General features: G+C 46.2%; 17 protein-coding genes. 14 read left to right on the plus strand and 3 right to left on the minus strand.

Annotated features, from left to right (window positions below):
* Positions 1–74 precede the first annotated feature (74 nt).
* The 6 genes from EEX84_RS14315 to EEX84_RS14340 all read left to right on the plus strand — a co-directional run bounded on the left by EEX84_RS14315 (position 75) and on the right by EEX84_RS14340 (position 8,969).
* Positions 75–1,643, plus strand: a complete 1,569-nt coding sequence (locus EEX84_RS14315; RefSeq protein WP_123166328.1) for a peptide chain release factor 3 — start codon at positions 75–77, stop codon at positions 1,641–1,643.
* A 105-nt stretch (positions 1,644–1,748) separates the two neighbouring features.
* Entirely contained in the window at positions 1,749–4,796 is a 3,048-nt protein-coding gene (locus tag EEX84_RS14320; RefSeq protein WP_123166329.1) for an efflux RND transporter permease subunit, read from the plus strand.
* 68 nt (positions 4,797–4,864) lie between these two features.
* On the plus strand, positions 4,865–5,944 hold the full coding sequence (locus tag EEX84_RS14325; protein ID WP_123166330.1) for an SDR family oxidoreductase: 1,080 nt from the start codon (positions 4,865–4,867) through the stop codon (positions 5,942–5,944).
* 220 nt (positions 5,945–6,164) lie between these two features.
* On the plus strand, positions 6,165–6,926 hold the full coding sequence (locus EEX84_RS14330; RefSeq protein ID WP_123166331.1) for a TerC family protein: 762 nt from the start codon (positions 6,165–6,167) through the stop codon (positions 6,924–6,926).
* A gap of 157 nt (positions 6,927–7,083) precedes the next feature.
* Positions 7,084–8,433 (plus strand): TrkH family potassium uptake protein, encoded by a 1,350-nt coding sequence (locus EEX84_RS14335; RefSeq protein ID WP_123166332.1) that lies wholly within the window; start codon positions 7,084–7,086, stop codon positions 8,431–8,433.
* A gap of 92 nt (positions 8,434–8,525) precedes the next feature.
* Positions 8,526–8,969 (plus strand): MarR family winged helix-turn-helix transcriptional regulator, encoded by a 444-nt coding sequence (locus tag EEX84_RS14340; RefSeq protein WP_123166333.1) that lies wholly within the window; start codon positions 8,526–8,528, stop codon positions 8,967–8,969.
* A gap of 40 nt (positions 8,970–9,009) precedes the next feature.
* Here the strand turns inward: EEX84_RS14340 and EEX84_RS14345 are convergent, their stop codons facing one another.
* Together EEX84_RS14345 and EEX84_RS14350 are read right to left on the minus strand one after the other, a co-directional pair.
* A complete protein-coding gene (locus tag EEX84_RS14345) occupies positions 9,010–9,723 on the minus strand; it encodes a hypothetical protein (protein ID WP_123166334.1) in 714 nt (237 codons plus the stop codon).
* Positions 9,724–9,777: 54 nt separating this feature from the next.
* A complete protein-coding gene (locus EEX84_RS14350; protein ID WP_123166335.1) occupies positions 9,778–10,392 on the minus strand; it encodes a CPBP family intramembrane glutamic endopeptidase in 615 nt (204 codons plus the stop codon).
* Between the two features lie 200 nt (positions 10,393–10,592).
* On the opposite strand from EEX84_RS14350, the gene EEX84_RS14355 reads away from it, so the two are divergent.
* A complete protein-coding gene (locus tag EEX84_RS14355) occupies positions 10,593–10,781 on the plus strand; it encodes a hypothetical protein (protein WP_123166336.1) in 189 nt (62 codons plus the stop codon).
* Positions 10,782–10,999: 218 nt separating this feature from the next.
* Complete coding sequence (locus EEX84_RS14360; RefSeq protein ID WP_123166337.1) at positions 11,000–11,857, plus strand: NAD(P)-dependent oxidoreductase; 858 nt, start codon at positions 11,000–11,002, stop codon at positions 11,855–11,857.
* 77 nt (positions 11,858–11,934) lie between these two features.
* Here EEX84_RS14360 and EEX84_RS14365 read toward each other — a convergent pair whose 3' ends face one another.
* Positions 11,935–12,396: a YkyB family protein gene (locus tag EEX84_RS14365; RefSeq protein ID WP_123166338.1), complete on the minus strand. Its 462-nt coding sequence runs from the start codon at positions 12,394–12,396 to the stop codon at positions 11,935–11,937.
* Between the two features lie 149 nt (positions 12,397–12,545).
* Here EEX84_RS14365 and fadH point away from each other — a divergent pair, with 149 nt between their 5' ends.
* The 6 genes from fadH (at position 12,546) to EEX84_RS14395 (ending at position 18,174) form a co-directional block, all read left to right on the plus strand.
* Positions 12,546–13,313 (plus strand): 2,4-dienoyl-CoA reductase, encoded by a 768-nt coding sequence (fadH, locus tag EEX84_RS14370; protein WP_123166339.1) that lies wholly within the window; start codon positions 12,546–12,548, stop codon positions 13,311–13,313.
* 98 nt (positions 13,314–13,411) lie between these two features.
* Positions 13,412–13,861 carry a cyclic-di-AMP-binding protein CbpB gene (cbpB, locus tag EEX84_RS14375; protein ID WP_123166340.1) on the plus strand — a complete coding sequence of 150 codons (450 nt, stop codon included), beginning with the start codon at positions 13,412–13,414 and terminating at the stop codon, positions 13,859–13,861.
* A 60-nt stretch (positions 13,862–13,921) separates the two neighbouring features.
* Entirely contained in the window at positions 13,922–15,400 is a 1,479-nt protein-coding gene (locus EEX84_RS14380) for an MDR family MFS transporter (protein ID WP_123166341.1), read from the plus strand.
* On the plus strand, positions 15,390–16,265 hold the full coding sequence (locus EEX84_RS14385) for a LysR family transcriptional regulator (RefSeq protein ID WP_123166342.1): 876 nt from the start codon (positions 15,390–15,392) through the stop codon (positions 16,263–16,265). Before EEX84_RS14380 ends, EEX84_RS14385 begins: the two co-directional genes overlap by 11 nt.
* 64 nt (positions 16,266–16,329) lie before the next feature.
* On the plus strand, positions 16,330–17,043 hold the full coding sequence (gene dapD / locus EEX84_RS14390) for a 2,3,4,5-tetrahydropyridine-2,6-dicarboxylate N-acetyltransferase (protein ID WP_123166343.1): 714 nt from the start codon (positions 16,330–16,332) through the stop codon (positions 17,041–17,043).
* A 15-nt stretch (positions 17,044–17,058) separates the two neighbouring features.
* On the plus strand, positions 17,059–18,174 hold the full coding sequence (locus EEX84_RS14395) for an N-acetyldiaminopimelate deacetylase (protein WP_123166344.1): 1,116 nt from the start codon (positions 17,059–17,061) through the stop codon (positions 18,172–18,174).
* Positions 18,175–18,241: the final 67 nt, after the last annotated feature.

Below are 18,241 nucleotides of genomic sequence, written 5' to 3' on the forward strand. Positions count from 1 at the left end.
ACAGCTGCCTAATCCTTGTTTTTTTCACTGTCCTTCACTAAGATGTAATAAGTAGAAATAAAGGAGATTATAAAATGTCAGACCAATTAAAAGACAAAATTGAAAATAGAAGAACGTTCGCAATCATTTCCCACCCGGATGCCGGGAAAACGACATTAACAGAAAAACTGCTTTTATTCGGCGGAGCCATCCGGGATGCCGGGACCGTCAAAGGCAAAAAAACCGGGAAATTTGCGACTTCCGACTGGATGGAAATCGAAAAGCAGCGGGGGATTTCTGTCACTTCTTCTGTCATGCAATTCGACTATGCCGGACATCGTGTCAATATTCTCGATACACCGGGCCACCAGGATTTCAGTGAAGACACGTACCGTACATTGATGGCGGTCGACAGCGCTGTGATGATCATCGATGTGGCCAAAGGGATTGAGGCACAAACCATCAAGCTGTTTAAAGTATGCCGGATGCGCGGCATTCCAATTTTCACGTTTATCAATAAAATGGACCGCCAGGGGAAAGAACCATTGGAGCTGATGGAAGAATTGGAAGAAGTTCTTGGAATCCAGTCATACGCCATGAACTGGCCGATTGGCATGGGTAAAGAATTCCTCGGCATCTATGACCGTTTCAACAAACGGGTGGAACCGTTCCGTTCAAAAGGTCCGCGGTTTCTGGAAGTCGACGAAGACGGCCAATTGCTGGAAGACCACGAAATGACGAAAACTTCTTATTATACACAGGCGATGGAAGACATTGAATTGCTTGACGAAGCCGGAAATGAATTTTCCGTCGACCGGGTGAAAAACGGTGAATTGACACCGGTATTTTTCGGCAGCGCCCTGGCGAATTTCGGTGTTGAAACATTTTTGGAGACTTACCTTCAATTCGCGCCTTCACCGCAGGCACGCGATACGCAGGAAAACGAAGCCGTCGATCCGGTGGAAATGCCCTTTTCCGGTTTTGTATTCAAAATCCAGGCCAATATGAATCCGGCTCACCGAGATCGGATTGCGTTTGTCCGTATTGTGTCCGGTACATTTGAAAAAGGCATGAATGTCACTCTGGCCAGAACAGGCAAGTCATTCAGGCTGTCACAGACCACCCAGTTTCTGGCTGATGACCGGGAAATGGTCAATGAAGCTGTCGCTGGGGATATTATTGGTTTGCATGACGTCGGGAATTACCAGATCGGTGATACGATTACGAGCGGCAAGAAATTCCAGTTCGAGGCTTTGCCGCAGTTTACTCCTGAGCTGTTCATGAAAGTGACTGCCAAAAACGTCATGAAGCAAAAGCATTTCCATAAAGGGATTCTTCAATTGGTTCAGGAAGGCGCCATCCAATATTACAAGACGCTTCACCTGGAAGAAGTGATCTTAGGTGCGGTTGGTCAGCTTCAGTTTGAAGTGTTCGAGCACCGTATGAAAAATGAATACAACGTAGAAGTGAGAATGGAACCAATCGGCTCAAAAATCGCGCGTTGGATCGAGAACGAAGAAGATGTCAAAGAATCGATGTCCAGCGGACGCTCCATGCTGGTCAAAGACCGCTACGATAACCTCGTGTTCCTGTTTGAAAACGAGTTTGCCACAAGATGGTTCCAGGACAAGAATCCGGATATCCGCTTATACAGTTTGCTTTAATAAAAAAACCTGCTTAACGGCAGGTTTTTTTGTTGAGCCAAATTTGCGGTCCCTTCGTTTTTTTCTTATGATTAAAGGACGAAATACAGAGAGGGTTTGGAACCAATGAAGATAAGTGATTTTTCAATCAAGCGGCCTGTTTTTACAACCGTCATTATGTTTTTGATTATAATCTTGGGAGTCGTTTCTTTTCTTCGGATTCCCATTACGCTGATACCTGAGCTTAATCCGCCAATCGGAGTGGTGGTCACCAATTATCCGGGTGCCAGCCCGACAGAAGTCAGCGAGAAAGTGACAAAGCCGCTTGAAGCCAATTTATCGACTTTGCCTGGAATTGAATCGATCCAATCCTCTTCACAGGAAGGTTCCAACTTTATCCTGTTGGAATTCAATTGGTCGACTGATATCAACGACGTTCAATCCGATATTCTCCAGCGGATCGATCAAACTTTTTTACCGGATGATTCCAATGAACCGCGGTTTTTAAAGTTCGATCCTGCCCAATTCCCAATCATGCAATTATCCTTGCGTGCCACAGCGTCCGACACCGATGTCCGCATTTTGGCGGAGGAATTGGAAACGGAACTTCTTCAGACAGAAGGGGTGGCGGATGTCAGTATCTCAGGGACGTTGATAGAGGAAATTACCATCGCCCTGGACCAGCAGGAGCTGGAAAACCGGGGGTTGCAGCAGGCTGATATTGTTCAGATGATTCAGGCCAATAACCTGTCTCTGCCCGGGGAACCGATTGAAACGGAAGATGGCCGGAATTTAACAACGCGCATTCTCAGCACGTTGACCAGTGTGGAGGAAGTCAGGGATTTGATCGTCACGATTGATCCTTTGGACGGAGATCATGTCACGATTGAAGATGTCGCCGAAGTCACATTAGGGGAGCGGGAACGAAGCAGCGAAACAAGAGCCAATCAGGAACCGGCTGTGCTGCTTTCTGCCTTGCAGGAATCCGGTGCCAATACGGCGGACGTTTCGACAGCGTTTCAGAACAAGCTCGATGAATTACTGGCTGAAGAAAGGTTTGCCGATGTGGAAGCCGATGTCTTGTTCGACCAGGGCCAATATGTCCAGCTTGCTGTCGGCAATATCGGACAGACGCTCATCTTCGGGGGCATTTTTGCCATGCTGGTTTTGTTTGCTTTCCTGCGGGGCATCAAAAGCCCGATTATCATCGGCATTGCCATCCCTTATTCAGTTATCGTCACGTTTGTGCTGATGTTTTTTGCGGATTTCGCATTGAACATCATGACGCTCGGTGCTTTGGCTCTCGGTATCGGAATGCTGGTCGATAATGCGATTGTAGTCATCGAAAACATCGAACGCCACTTATCCATGGGAAAAGATTCAAAAAAAGCAGCTTCTGACGGCGCACGGGAAGTCGCAGGTGCCATTACGGCTTCAACGTTAACGACTGTTGCCGTTTTTGTGCCGGTTATTTTCATTACAGGATTGATCGGAGAAATTTTCTTCGAGTTCGCCCTGACGATTTCCTTCAGCTTATTTGCGTCCCTGGCAGTGGCGTTGACAGTGATTCCAATGCTGGCTTCCCGCATGCTGAAGAAACCGAAAGTCAACCATGAAGAGAGGCAAAAGCGTTCCAAGGCCATCGGGCGGTTTGAGCGCTCTGTCAAATGGGCGCTTCGCCATCGGCTGGCTGTATTAGGTGTGACCCTGTTGTTCCTCGGAATCGGCACATACGGTGTTTTTCAGGTAGGGACGGAATTTCTTCCTGCGACCGATGAAGGCTTTGTCAGTGTCTCCGTGGAATTGGAAAACGGTTCTTCCCGCAGTGCTACGGACGAAGTGGTCACAATGATTGAAGAAGAATTGAAAATGGAAGAAGACGTGGATGTCTACGTCAGCTTGGTCGGTGCCACACAGCAAGGTTCTCTGGCAACGAACATTGCGGAAATTTATGTGAAACTCAGTCCATTCGAAGAACGGGAACGGTCCGTCTTTGAATTCGTGGATGAGGTTCAGCCGCGGGTGCTGGAAAAAGTCGGCGATGAAGCGGAAGTCGCTTTCAACCTGCAGACAGCGGCCGGGTCCACACCGAACACCTTGTCGTTTACAGTGACGGATACCGACAGCGCGAGACTGGATGACGCTGTCACCAAAATTACCGATGCATTGAGCGGTTTGCCCGATGTGGCAGAATTGACGAATGACCGTGACGAAACCATTGACGAAATCCAAATTACGGTCGACCGGGAAGCGGCAACCGAACAGGGGCTTGCTCCGGCACAGATTGCCCAGACTGTCAATAATATCACCAGAGGGGTTTTGGCCACTCAAGTATTGACGGAAACGGAAGATGTACTGAGCGTCTATGTGGAGTTCGAGGAACAATACAGAAACAGCGTCGACAAACTGCGAACCTTGAAATTGCGCACACCTTCCGGCAGTTTTGTTGAACTTCAAAGTGTAGCCGATATTGAAATTGCACAGGGACCGGTGAATATTCAGCGTGTGGACCAGGCGGGAAGTGTATCTTTTACGCTGCAGCACCGGTCAAATGTATCACTTGGTGAAATGTCGGATGAAGTGGACCAGGCGCTTGAAGAACTGAATCTGGACAGCAAGACGATGATTTCGTTCAGCGGAGACCGCGAATTGTTCGACGATGCCATTGATGACATGCTGCTGGCTCTTGCCTTGGCGGTAGTACTTGTCTACATTGTCATGGCCGCTCAATTCGAATCGTACAAGTATCCATTGGTGATCATGTTTACTGTGCCACTGATGGCCATCGGCGTTTCGATCGCCCTCTACATCACACAGACACCCATCAGCATTACAGCCATCATCGGGATACTGGTCCTTGTCGGGATTGTGGTCAACAACGGCATTGTGCTGGTGGATTACATCAATCAGCGCAAAATGGCTGGCCTGCAATCCTTCGATGCCATCATTACATCGGTGCGTGACCGTATGCGCCCCATTTTGATGACAGCTTTGACAACCATTCTGGGACTGGCACCTTTGGCGATCGGTATCGGAGAAGGTACAGAAATCAACCAGCCGATGGGAATTGCCGTTATTGGCGGCCTGATCAGTTCCACTTTCCTGACTTTATATGTAGTCCCGGTTGTCTACAGTCTGATCGATCCGGAAACAAGAATGATGAACAAAAAGTAAGCCTTCGGGTTTACTTTTTTCTTTATTGATGGAAAATTTAGTATAATGTAAAAAGGGAGGGGAAGAGTATGACAGAAGTGGTGTTTACGGGGTTTCCAGGATTTATCGCCAGTCAGCTGGTTCAAAGGAAGGCTCAGGAAGGTGCTGGGATTTCAGTGATCCATCTGCCTTCTGAACAAACAAAAGCGGAGCAGGAAGTGGCACGGATCGAAGCCAAAACGAATTGCCGCCCCATCAGGTTACTGACAGGGGATATTACACAGAGCAACCTTGGGTTAAGCAATGAAGACCTGGCATATTTGAGAACCAAAAGCATCGAGTTTTGGCATCTGGCGGCTATTTATGATTTGGCAGTCCCACAACAAGTGGCCAGAAGAGTTAATATAGAAGGGACAGGAAATGTTAACGAGTTTCTGCTTAAATTGCCATCCGTTACACGCTATATGTATTTCAGTACGGCATACGTGGCTGGAAACAGGGAAGGTGTGCTGTATGAAACCGAATTAAAGCGTCCCGAGAAGTTTAAGAACTTTTATGAAGAAACCAAATACGAAGCGGAAGTGCTGGTTGAAGAACTGAAGCGACGCCTGCCTGTCACCATCATTCGTCCAGGTATTGTGCGCGGGCACTCGAAGACAGGGGAAACAATAAAATTTGATGGACCTTATTTTTTTCTGAATATGATTGATCGAATGAAGATATTGCCTGTGATTCCATACATTGGCCGTTCCACATCTTCTATTAATGTGGTCCCGGTTGACTATGTACTGGAAGCTTCGTTGTATTTGAGCAAATTGGGACAAGCAGCAGGAGAAACGGTGCATTTGACGGATCCCCGCCCTCATCCGGTGGAAGAAGTTTATCGGTCGATGGTGTATCATATGACTGGAAAGTTTCCGAAGAGCCGGTTGCCTCTCAATCTGGCTGCGGTTTCTTTAAAGTTACCGACCGTCCGGAGACTGCTTGGCGTAGAGGCTGAAACGATGGATTACTTGGTCTGGCAAGCCGCTTTCGATACAGCGAATGCCGAAAGGCTATTGCAGGGAAGTGGCATTGAATGTGCTGATTTTCTTGAAACAATGCCTTCGATGGTGTCTTTTTATCAACGGCATAAAGCTGATAAAAATTATCACGTACCCATCCACTAACCGCTTTACAACGCCGTAAACGGTGCTATAATCAGATTACAACAGAGTCGCTTTTGACGTTCAGTCGAAGGGGAGTAGCTATAGGGGAACCTATTTCATAGTCGTCAATACATGGTAGAACACCATCGGCTATGATAGCAGTTTAATTTGCTTAGCGAGACCTTTGCCTTTTTACAAGGCAGAGGTCTTTTTGCTGGGCACAAACGAGGAGGAGAAAAAAGTGGAAGCGGTTTTATTGGAGTATGCATGGGTCTTGTTGGTGCTGATCGGGCTTGAAGGACTGCTGGCTGCTGACAACGCAGTGGTAATGGCAGTGATGGTGAAGCACTTGCCGAAAGCCCAGCAAAAGAAAGCATTGTTCTATGGTTTGTTCGGAGCGTTTATCTTCCGCTTTGCAGCACTTTTCATGATCACCCTGTTGGTAAACATTTGGCAGATACAGGCTTTAGGGGCGGCATATTTGCTGTTTATCTCAGCCAAACATATTTACGATCAGCGAAGAGGACAGGAACATTCCATCGAACCGGAAGCTGCAAAAGGTTCAGGTTTCTGGATGACCGTTCTGAAAGTGGAATTGGCGGATATTGCCTTTGCCATCGATTCCATGCTGGCGGCAGTCGCTTTGGCGGTGACTCTGCCCCATCTTGGCAATTTTGATGTAGGCGGTATAAACGGCGGACAATTTACCGTCATGCTGGCAGGTGGTTTAATCGGTGTCATTATCATGCGTTTCGCAGCGCACAAATTTGTCCGGCTGCTTGAAAAGTATCCACAGCTTGAAACCGCTGCGTTCGTAGTAGTCGGATGGGTAGGCGTAAAATTACTCGTCTTGACTTTATCCCATGAAAAACTCGGCATTCTGCCACATGACACACCACATTCGACTCCATGGACGATTACGTTCTGGATTGTGCTGGTCAGTATTGTAGCAGTTGGCGCATTGGTGGGGGTTCGGAAGAACAAACAGGAAAAAGCTTTGTAAAAGAGATCCTTTGCACAGACCTTCGCATCCACCGGCAGACAGTTGTCTGTCAGTGGATGCGAAGCTGTGGCACAGGGTTTTTTTATTTTTGCTTTCTTTTTCAGGAGTCTTTCCCTAGAATAAGGAGAGAATAAATGCCTGAAAGGAAATCGGACCCATGAATAAATCGTTCCAGAGAATTCGAAATTTAACACCTGCACAGGCCATCGTTTCCTATTATTTCGTGGCGATCGCTTTTTCCTTTATATTGCTTCGCCTGCCGGGTGTTCATCAGGAAGGAATCAACGTTTCGGTCATCGATAGCCTTTTCACCGCTGTCAGCGCCGTCAGCGTTACAGGCCTGACGGTTGTGAATATTGCCGAGACCTATTCGGTGTTCGGCATTATCATTATTATGTTCATCTTACAATTAGGCGGCATTGGAATCATGTCGATCGGGACCTTTTTCTGGCTGTTGCTCGGCAAGCATATCGGCCTGCGGGAACGCCAGTTGATCATGGTGGACCATAACCAATCAAGCATGGCCGGAGTTGTAAAACTGATCAGGGAAATCATCAAAATTCTATTGTTGATCGAAGCAGTCGGCGCCCTGGTTTTCACCTTGTACTTCACCCAGTTTTTTGACAGTTTTTCAGAAGCCCTTCTGCAAGGGGTCTTTGCTTCCGTTACTGCTACAACGAACGGTGGGTTCGACATCACCGGGCAGTCACTGATTCCATTTTACAATGATTATTTTGTGCAGATCCTGAACATGATTCTGATTATCCTGGGAGCAATCGGCTTTCCCGTACTGATCGAATTGGGTGAGTTCCTGTCCAATAAAAATAAAAACTTCCGTTTTTCCTTGTTTACAAAAATCACTACGAGTACGTTCGGTATTCTATTGGTGATTGGAACGGTGGGCATTTTGCTTCTTGAATCTTTCAATGCCTTTAAAGGGCAATCCTGGCATGAGACGTTTTTTGCTGCGATGTTCCATTCGGTATCTTCCCGTTCGGGTGGACTTACCACCATTGACATTACGGCATTCAGTGAAGCGACAGATGTGTTTCTGAGTGCCTTGATGTTTATTGGAGCTTCACCGAGCTCGGCTGGAGGCGGAATCAGGACGACCACTTTTGCCATCGCCATTCTGTTTCTGATCAATTTCGCACGAGGCAAAAATAACATTCAAATCTTCAAGCGTGAAGTCCAGTTGGTGGACGTTTTCCGGTCTTTTGCGGTGATTATTTTGGCGATGTTCATGGTGCTTGGGGCGACCATGACGTTGATCATCACTGAACAGACTGCGACTCCAGTGGAAATCATTTTTGAAATCACTTCTGCTTTTGGAACATGCGGTATGTCGCTTGGCATAACAGATGAGTTATCTTCGGTCGGCAAGCTGATTATCATGGGATTGATGTTTATCGGCCGTGTGGGGCTGATTTCTTTCCTTTTCACCATCGGCGGCAAAACAGATCCGACAAAGTTCCATTATCCGAAAGAACGTGTCATCATTGGATAAGCTCCGGCTTGAACGCTTGAGCCGTGCCTTCTTATGGAAAAGAGGCTATAATTAGTAAAATACAAGTTAATCAATGGAAAAGAGTGAAATAGATGAATGAAGAAATTCGGCAATCCTTGAAACTGTTTATTGTATTGTCCCGTGCCCAAAAAGCGATCACCGAGCAAACCAATCATTTTTTTCAGGAGAATGGTGTCAACCCAACTGAATTTGCTGTATTGGAGCTCCTCTACCACAAAGGGAAACAGCCCCTGCAAAAAATAGGGGGGAAAATCCTGCTGGCCAGCGGTTCGATTACGTATGTAATTGATAAATTGGAGAAGCGCGGCTATATTACACGAGTCAATTGCCCGACTGACCGCAGAGTCACATATGCTGAAATCTCCGAGAAAGGGAAAGAATTCATGGCTGAAATCTTCCCGGAACACGAAAGACGATTGCATGAGCTGACGAATGCCTTGTCTTCAGAAGAAAAAGAACAAGCCATCGAATTAATGAAGAAACTGGGGTTGTCGATCAAGGATTTGTCTTATTGAAAGAAGTAAAAAGCCAGCCCGCGGGCTGGCTTTTTTTCGTTTATTCGGTTCGTTCTATCGTCTGTCCCATTCTCTTGAAATCTTCTGTAGCATTCAATTCTTCGTTATCAAAAATGGTCAGGCGCACAATGAGGTCTTCTTTTTCAAAAGTAATTCCGGTTACCGTTCCTTCTGTACTGTCAACTTCGTAAACAGAAGAATTTGTAACAGCGGAATTCTCCAACGGCTGTCCTTCTACTGCTTCTGCATCCGGATTTACCGCATTCAGGGTTTGCTTCATCGTTTCTTCAGCAGAGGCAAAGTCCAGCTGCTCTGTGGTGAATGTTTCAATGCGCATAAACACTGAATCGTCTTCCGCCACGTAGAGAGAATCTTTGTTTGGTTCTTCCGATGTCAATTCGTATCCAGGAAGGACGTACAGTTCATACGCCTGTTCATCACTTTGCGTTAACGTTCCTTCTGTTTCAACAGCTTCTGAAACATCGCCGGAAGCTTCTTCGGGGCTATCTTCGGTGGCGTCAGTCCCTGATCCGCTGTCTTCTGTTTCTTCCTCCACTGCTTCTTCAGCCGGAACATCCTCAGCCACTTCTTCTTCGAGAGCTTCTTCTACGGTATCTTCAGGGGCAGTGTCTGCTGTTTCTTCGGAAGTATCCGTCGTTTCTGTCGGTTCTTCCGCAGTGTCGGATGTTCCACACGCTGCCATAAAGCCACTCACTGCCAGTAATGATGCCGCAAACAATAAATTCTTTTTCATAATAATTCCTCCTTTTACTGCATTTGACGCATTAACAGTATGACATGTTTCACTTTATACAGGTAGAGGGAGAATAAGGAACAATAGAACAATCATGACCAAATGGGTGACAATGATGGCTGGCATACTTTTTTTCCATTCATATAAAATGCCCAATATTGCGCCGGCAACAATGGCAGCCAACATACCGGGCCAAAATCCCCCCAGTGCCAATGCCAGTCCGAATAATACCGATGCCACCAGGATGGCAAAAGAAGTCGGCAGGTACTGCTTTAACTTCTGTTGTACAAACCCTCTCCAAAAGAATTCCTCGCCTGGCACAATGATAAACATTAAAAGTAAATAATGCCAAATGGAAGTCGGCGCAAAAGCAGAAAGAAACGACTCGACAGATTGTTCAATATTGACAGGGAAAAGCTGAAGCAATTGAAATCCTGCTGCTACAATTGCGTAGATTACAGTTCCATAACCAATCCCGTAAATCAAAGATTTCCACGTCACCATCTCATCAAAGATCATGCCATATACTATGGCGAATGAAATCAAAACGAGAAGAGCGAAACTGTACATATACCAAAAAACCGAAGTGTCCTGGAATGCCAGGTAATACAGCCCAAAAGCAACAGGCAGTAAAATGAATAAATTGTAGTCAGAAAAAAAACGTGCCATAAAGCGAGCCTCCTAAAAATCTAAAACGTGATTACGCGGAACAATGGAAAATTCAAAGATGTTCAAATTTCCTGGTTCCTGTATAATATTCGTATCGCCGAACGTTATGCTGTATGATCATTCACACCATTCTGGTATGGTATCCGTTACATATTATATCAGAAGGGCTGAAGCAGACCGAAGTAAAAGGAGGCAATTCTATGACTGATTACAATGAATTACTGGACCAATTGAAAACCGGGGAAATTTCTTCCCTTACTATAGAAAAAGAAGATTTTTTGAAATTCCGTGAAATATTGGTGGCACGTAAAGATTTCAAACATTTCTCCGGCGCTGCTTTTCATCACGGAAAGACCGTATACACTTATTCGGAAGAAGAGCTGAAATAAAGAAAGAAAAACTTCAAAAGAAAAAATAAAAAAATTTAAAAGAACATGTTTAAAGGTGTGTTAAGGAGGGCATAGTATATTTGAACACAGCAACATTCTCATTTCCCCCTTTTGTGGTCGGTCCGTTTACGGATCGGCTTCTTTTTTTGCCTTTTTTTTGCAGTGAATTTTCTGACGATTTTTGTTAAACTGAAAATAAGTAAAAGGAGGGCATACATATGAAAATCGGTTTTATCGGCACGGGCGTTATGGGAAAGAGCTTGGTAAACCATCTGCTGGAAGAAAAACATGAGGTTTTTTTGTTCACACGGACAGCAAAAAAGGCAGAGAGCCTTGTGGAAGCAGGAGCAGTGTTGTTGGATTCTCCGAAGCAGGTAGCTGAAAAAGGGGAAGTGATTTTTACAATGGTGGGTTACCCAGCAGACGTGGAAGAAGTGTATTTTGGAGATAACGGCCTGTTGGAGTCAGTAAGTGCCGGCACTATCCTCGTCGATATGACGACTTCCAAACCCAGCTTGGCTCAACGCATCTACAACACAGCAGCAGAGAAGGGCGTGTACGCCTTGGATGCGCCGGTGTCAGGCGGAGATATCGGCGCAAAGAACGGTGTGCTTTCCATTATGGTGGGTGGTGATAAACAAATTTTCAAACAATTATCGCCGTTGTTGGATTTGTTTGGTGAGACTATTATCTATCAGGGAGCGGCCGGAGCGGGTCAGCACACAAAAATGTGCAATCAGATTAATATTGCCTCCAATATGATCGGGGTATGCGAATCTTTGATATATGCAAAAAAAGCTGGCCTTGATCCTGAAAATGTCCTGCGCTCTATTTCGACGGGAGCTGCTGGGTCATGGTCACTGTCCAACCTGGCACCCAGAATGATCGCTGAAGATTTTAAGCCTGGATTTTATATCAAACATTTTATCAAGGATATGAAAATAGCTGCTGAAGAAGCTGAGGCATGGGGATTGAAGCTGCCAGGTTTGAAATTGTCACTCAGTATGTATGAAGAACTGGCCGATAAAGGCTACGGAGAAAAAGGAACCCAGGCGCTGATTGACTATTTCAATTGATCGGCAGCCCGTGGCAGAAGGCAAAAAAACCGGAGACCTTTCTAAGGCTCCGGCTTTTGCTACATTCATTTGTACACTTAATCGAAATAGGATTTTTTGGGCGAATAAAACCGGTCCATTTGACGGGGTTTATAAGACTTGCTGAACTGTGAAGCCGCCGGTTCTTTTTTGGCTGGCTCCAAGCCGGTGAAATCCCGCAAAATCTCTTTTGCCACTTTCAGGTTCATACGGCTTGGCGGATTACGGTATGTCTCATCCAAGTGACCCAAGTGGTCAAGCCTTTCAAAATCTTCTTTTTTAGGCAGCATATGAAAATAATAATCGCCACATTTTACGAGGACTGAAGATTGCTGTTGACTTTTCCGGGGGTTTTTACTGAAGTGTAATCCGATTTTCTGGGCACGGTTCTGGAGAATCATGGACAAAAGCGATTCTTTTTTTAACGCATATAAATACTGATTGTCAGGGGCGGTCTTGGCGTGTCGGTTCACGGTGAATATTGCCTGAGCTATATCAGAATCTGAACGTTTGTTTGGCATGGGCTCATTCCTTTCTTCATAAAGTTGGTAAGCTGGTACCTCTGTATCATATCAAAATTCAGACCGGCTGTATACCGATGAAGGCACAGGATAAACCAAAGAAGCCGAGTGGAAAGATTACACTACATCGACAGGAAAGGGGTATTCCTATGTTTACAGATAAAACGATTATCGTGACAGGTGGATCAAGCGGAATGGGGTTACATATGGCCAAAAAATTCGCTTCTGAAGGGGCGAATGTAGTGATTACAGGCCGTGATATGGAAAAGCTGAACGAGGCAGTCACTAAGATTTCAGGAGACCGGGGAACGGTGGAAGTGTTCCAAATGGATGTAAGGGAACCGGAGCACGCTAAAGCAATGGTGAGGTTCACACACGAAACGTTTGGAGGCATTGATGGACTTGTCAATAATGCGGCAGGTAATTTCGTTGTCCATGCAGAGAAGTTATCGCCGAATGGCTGGAGATCAGTTATAGATATTGTTTTGAATGGGACGTTCTTTTGCTCTCATGCTGTGGGGAATTACTGGATTGACAACGGTGTGAAAGGCAGTATCATCAATATGTTGGCCACCTATGCCTGGAACGCAGGAGCCGGAGTCGCCCACTCTGCCGCAGCGAAAGCAGGGGTCATGTCTTTGACGCGAACATTGGCTGTCGAGTGGGGAACTCAATTCGGCATCCGTGTCAATGGCATCGCACCGGGACCGATTGAGCGGACCGGCGGCGCAGACCGGCTATGGGATTCTGAAAAAGTAGCCAAGCGGACATTGGAGTCGATCCCTCTCGGACGATTCGGAAAACCGGAGGAAGTCGCAGAACTGGCTGCTTTCATCATGTCCGAAAAAGCCTCTTATATGAACGGGGAAATCGTGACGCTTGACGGTGGACAGTGGCTCAATAAATATCCATTTTAGGAAAATGTATGCGCTTAATAGTTTCAGGAAATGGAATATGATATGATGGAGACGGAAAGAATAGCATCCTTTTCTTGGATGCAAAAGGAGTAGAGTATATGATTTCTTTACCTAACCGAGACTTTCTTGACACATATATTGAAGATTTCATCATTTCTTCCGAGAAAGTCGCTCATGTACAAGTCGGGAACAGTGCTGAACATGCTTTGCTTGTACTGACGAAAACAGGTTATTCTGCAATTCCGGTACTGGATCGGAAATACCGGTTTCGAGGCCTGATCAATACACAGATTATTACAGATTCCATCTTGGGGATGGAACATATCGAATATGAGCGCTTGCCTGACATACGGGTTGAAGAAATTATGCAGACTGATTTTCCTTTGATAAAAGTCGATGAACGTTTCCAAAAAGCATTGGATTTATTGATCAATCAGAATTTTTTATGCGTAGTGGATGATGATGGGCTGTTCATGGGCATTTTGACGAGAAGAGTTATCTTAAAGCAATTGAAGAAGAAAATTTATCAGGACAAAAATAATCAGTAAAGCCGAATGAAGGGCCTCGACAAGAGGTCTTTTTTCTGTCGATGGGAAGTGGGTCACTAGATGAAAAAAACAAATCGTCCCTTGGTATTGGCTTCAGTCATGCTGGCGATGTTCATCGGAGCGGTGGAAGCGACGATCGTCTCTACCGCTATGCCGAGCATTGCCGCTGATTTAGGAGGGTTCTCTAAGTACAGTTGGGTTTTTTCTGCATACTTGCTGATGAGCACGGTGACGGTTTTGCTGTACGGAAAGCTGTCTGATATTTTTGGACGTAAACCGATTTTTGCTACGGGAATTCTTCTTTTTTTGGCGGGATCTTTGCTGTGCGGGTTGGCAGCTTCCATGGACCAGCTTATTTTTTTCCGCTTTATTCAAGGGATGGGGGCCGGGGCGGTGCTGCCCATCGCCACTACGATTGTCGGGGATATCTACACTTCCGATGAGCGAGCCAAAATCCAGGGGTATTTATCGAGCGTATGGGGGATTTCAGCAGTGACTGGACCAGCCATAGGCGGGGTGCTGGTCAGCACCGTCGGATGGGAGTTCGTTTTCTGGGTCAATATTCCGCTTGGTATTTTAGCTTTGGCAGGTGTGATGATTTTCCTGGTGGAACCTGCTAAAAAGAAAAATCCTTCCATTGATTACATGGGGGCTCTGCTGCTCACCGTTTCTTTGTCGAGCTTATTGTACTTATTGGTGGAAGGCGGCGTGGGTTTTGACTGGGCAAGCTGGCAGTCTGTGGTATTGGCAGCTGCTGCCGTCATCGTTTTTCTGTTGTTCGTCATAACCGAAAAAAAAGCGGAAAATCCGATGATGCCTTTTGAAATATGGAACAACCGGGCCATTTTGTATGCCAATCTGGTATCTTTGGCCACCGGCATTATTCTCATAGGAGTGTCGAGTTACTTACCTGCCTATGTCAGTGGCGTCATGGAACAACCAGCCGCAATTGCAGGCTTTACTTTGACCGCCATGTCCATTGGCTGGCCGATTGCCTCCTTTTTCTCTGGCCGTCTGCTCATAAAAATCGGCTATTTCAGAACGTCGCTTGCCGGCGGGGCTTTTTTGATCGTCGGCACGTTGTTGTTTGTCTTCATGAATCCTGAGTATGGACCTTTATGGGCGGCCATGTCCAGTTTCTTTGTGGGGGTTGGTATGGGATTGACAAGCACTGCTTTCATCGTGTCGATCCAAGCAGCTGTGACGTATGAGCAAAGGGGTTCTGCTACCGCCTCTAATGTGTTTATGCGAAATCTCGGCAGCACAATCGGAGTGGCTCTGTTAGGCAGTATCTTGAATTCCACACTGCTGAGTTATTATGATCGGCACAGCCGTGATTTTACGCTGAACTCAGTGAATGATTTATTAACTTCGGAAAGCCGCACATCCATCCCGTCTGAAACAGTTCGTTTTCTGCAGACCGGATTGTCCATGGCATTGCAGAATGTTTACGCTGTGACCGCTTTGTGTGCTGCAATCAGTTTCCTGTTAATTTTTGGATTGCCCAGAAAAAAAAGGGGGAGAAGCCATGTCAACTGAAGAAACCATCATCAAAGTCTTGGCTGAAGAAGGCAATATGCGAAAAGCGGCAGAACGTCTTTTTCTGTCCCAGCCAGCTCTTTCCCAGCGTCTGCAATCGATTGAAAAAGACTGGGGAGAACAATTATTCCTTCGTTCCCAAAAAGGCCTGACACCGACACCGGCAGGGGAGTTGGTCATCAGTTATTCAAAAGAAGTCATTCAGCGCAAAGAGGAAGTCTACGAACTTTTGCATACCATGACTTCAAAAGTCCATGGGACATTGAAAATTGCCTGTGCTACAATCATCGGCCAAAATTGGCTTCCAAAAGTGCTGAAGGATTTCGTGACGCTTTATCCGGAAGCGAAAATCCAGTTAATCACCGGTTGGAGCTCGGAAATTGTCCGCGCTTTATACGAAGGGGAAGCGCATGTCGGAATAGTCCGCGGCCATACGGAATGGAAAGGCACAAAAATCCATTTGTTCCGGGATACTTTGTATCTCGTCGATAAAGAAATTGAGTCGATGGATGAAGTCATACAGACAGAGCGCCCATTCATCCAATTTAAAAGTGACTCCAATTATTTTGAAGAAATTCAACAATGGTGGCAAAAACATTTTCAATCCAGTCCGAAACGTCAAATCACGGTAGATCAGATTGAAACCTGCAAACAAATGGCCGTCAATGGAATCGGTTACGCGATTTTACCTTCCATTACATTGACGGGGACGGAAGACGTTCATATGATGCCGTTGACCAATCCGGCTGAAGAATTGGAATTGACACGAGACACTTGGCTGATCGGATATGATTCCTCTTTTCAGCTAAGGCAAGTTGAGGCCTTTGTCGATATAGTCAAAAAACATGCCGCTTTATTAAGCTGAAGTAGTGAATTTATCACTGGAATCAGCTATAATGACAACATCACACATAGAAAGAGGTTTTAAAATGAAACAGATGGACGCAACAGAAATTATCTCGTACATACAGAATGCAACAAAATCCACACCGGTAAAATTGTACATAAAAGGCCAGAACGTCGCTTCTTTGGACTTCGGGGCTGATTCAAAAGTATTCGGTGAAGGCGACCAGGCGACTGTATTCGGAGAATGGGCACAAATCCAAAAAGTTCTGGAAGAAAACCAGGCAAGTATTGAAGATTACGTGGTGGAAAATGACCGCAGAAACTCAGCTATTCCGATGTTGGATCTTAAAAATATCAACAGCCGCATCGAACCAGGTGCTTTCATTCGTGAAAACGTGGAAATCGGCAACAATTGCATCATCATGATGGGCGCTGTCATCAATATCGGCTCAGTTATCGGCGATGGTACGATGATTGATATGGGAGCCATTCTTGGCGGCCGTGCCACTGTCGGGAAAAACTGCCACATTGGAGCAGGTACAGTACTTGCGGGTGTCATCGAACCAGCTTCCGCTACACCGGTTATCGTAGAAGACGATGTAATGATCGGAGCGAACGCTGTGGTATTGGAAGGTGTACGCATCGGCAAAGGAGCGGTTGTTGCAGCAGGTGCAGTGGTGATCGAAGATGTTCCTGAAAACGCCGTCGTGGGCGGAACACCTGCCCGTGTATTGAAATTGATGGATGAAAAAACACGTTCAAAAACCGAGCTGAAACACGAACTCAGACAGCTGTAACAGGAAGAAATCATGATGGATTTAGTGGAAATCAGAAGAGATTTACATAAAATACCGGAAATCGGTTTTCAGGAGACAAAAACACAGGCGTATTTAATAAACCTGTTGGATGCTTTCCCTCAAGAGCGATTGGAAATTGTCCGTTGGAGAACCGGCATCGCTGTAAAAGTCAAAGGCTTGAATCCCGGCAGGACAATTGGCTGGCGGACGGATATCGATGGTTTGCCGATCACAGAAGAAACGGGTTTTGACTTCCAGTCAGAGCATCCGGGCTATATGCATGCATGTGGTCACGACATTCACATGGCCATCGCCATCGGCTTCCTGGACAAGCTGGTGAATGACCCGATTGACGAAGATGCGGTCATACTGTTTCAACCGGCGGAAGAAGGTCCGGGAGGCGCTCTGCCACTGCTGGAATGGCTGAAGCAGGAACGAACGGACTTTTTGCCTGATGAAATTTACGCATTGCATATTGCACCGGATTTGCCGGTTGGCACCGTGGGAACAAGACCTGGCTTGCTGTTTGCCAACACATCCGAATTGTTCATCGATTTGCACGGCAAAGGAGGCCACGCAGCCTATCCGCATCTGACGCAGGATATGGCTGTGGCTGCGGCTGCATTGCTGCTGCAGCTTCAAACAATTGTCAGCCGCAACGTCAATCCGATGGACAGTGCCGTGTTGACTGTCGGCAAACTGAGCGCGGGAACTGTTCAAAACATCATCGCCGAACATGCACGATTGGAAGGTACAATCCGTACGTTAAATAATGACTCAATGCAGAAGATGAAACAGCGGATCGAAGCGATATGCCGTTCCATTGAAGAAGGGTACGAATGTCGCCTCTCCATCGATTACGGCTCCAGTTATCTGGAAGTCAATAATGACGACCAACTGGCCGAAAAATTTCTCGGCTTTGCCGGTTCTGCTGAAGGCATCCAGGCTATTCGCAGCGAAGCGGCGATGACCGGGGAAGACTTCGGTTACTTCACCGCTGAGATTCCAGGGTTGATGTTCTGGGCGGGAGTCGATTCTTCCCATGGTTTGCATCATGCCAAGCTCAATCCGGACGAACGGATCCTGGACATCATGCCTGCATTTCTACACCAATTTTTTAAACAACTTTAAAAGAGCTGGCATTTGCCAGCTCTTTTTATTGGTGTGCCAGGCATGGCAACTATCTAGATGGTGAAAG

It is taken from the genome of Planococcus salinus, from assembly GCF_003719725.1.
Taxonomy (GTDB): Bacteria; Bacillota; Bacilli; order Bacillales_A; family Planococcaceae; genus Planococcus; species Planococcus salinus.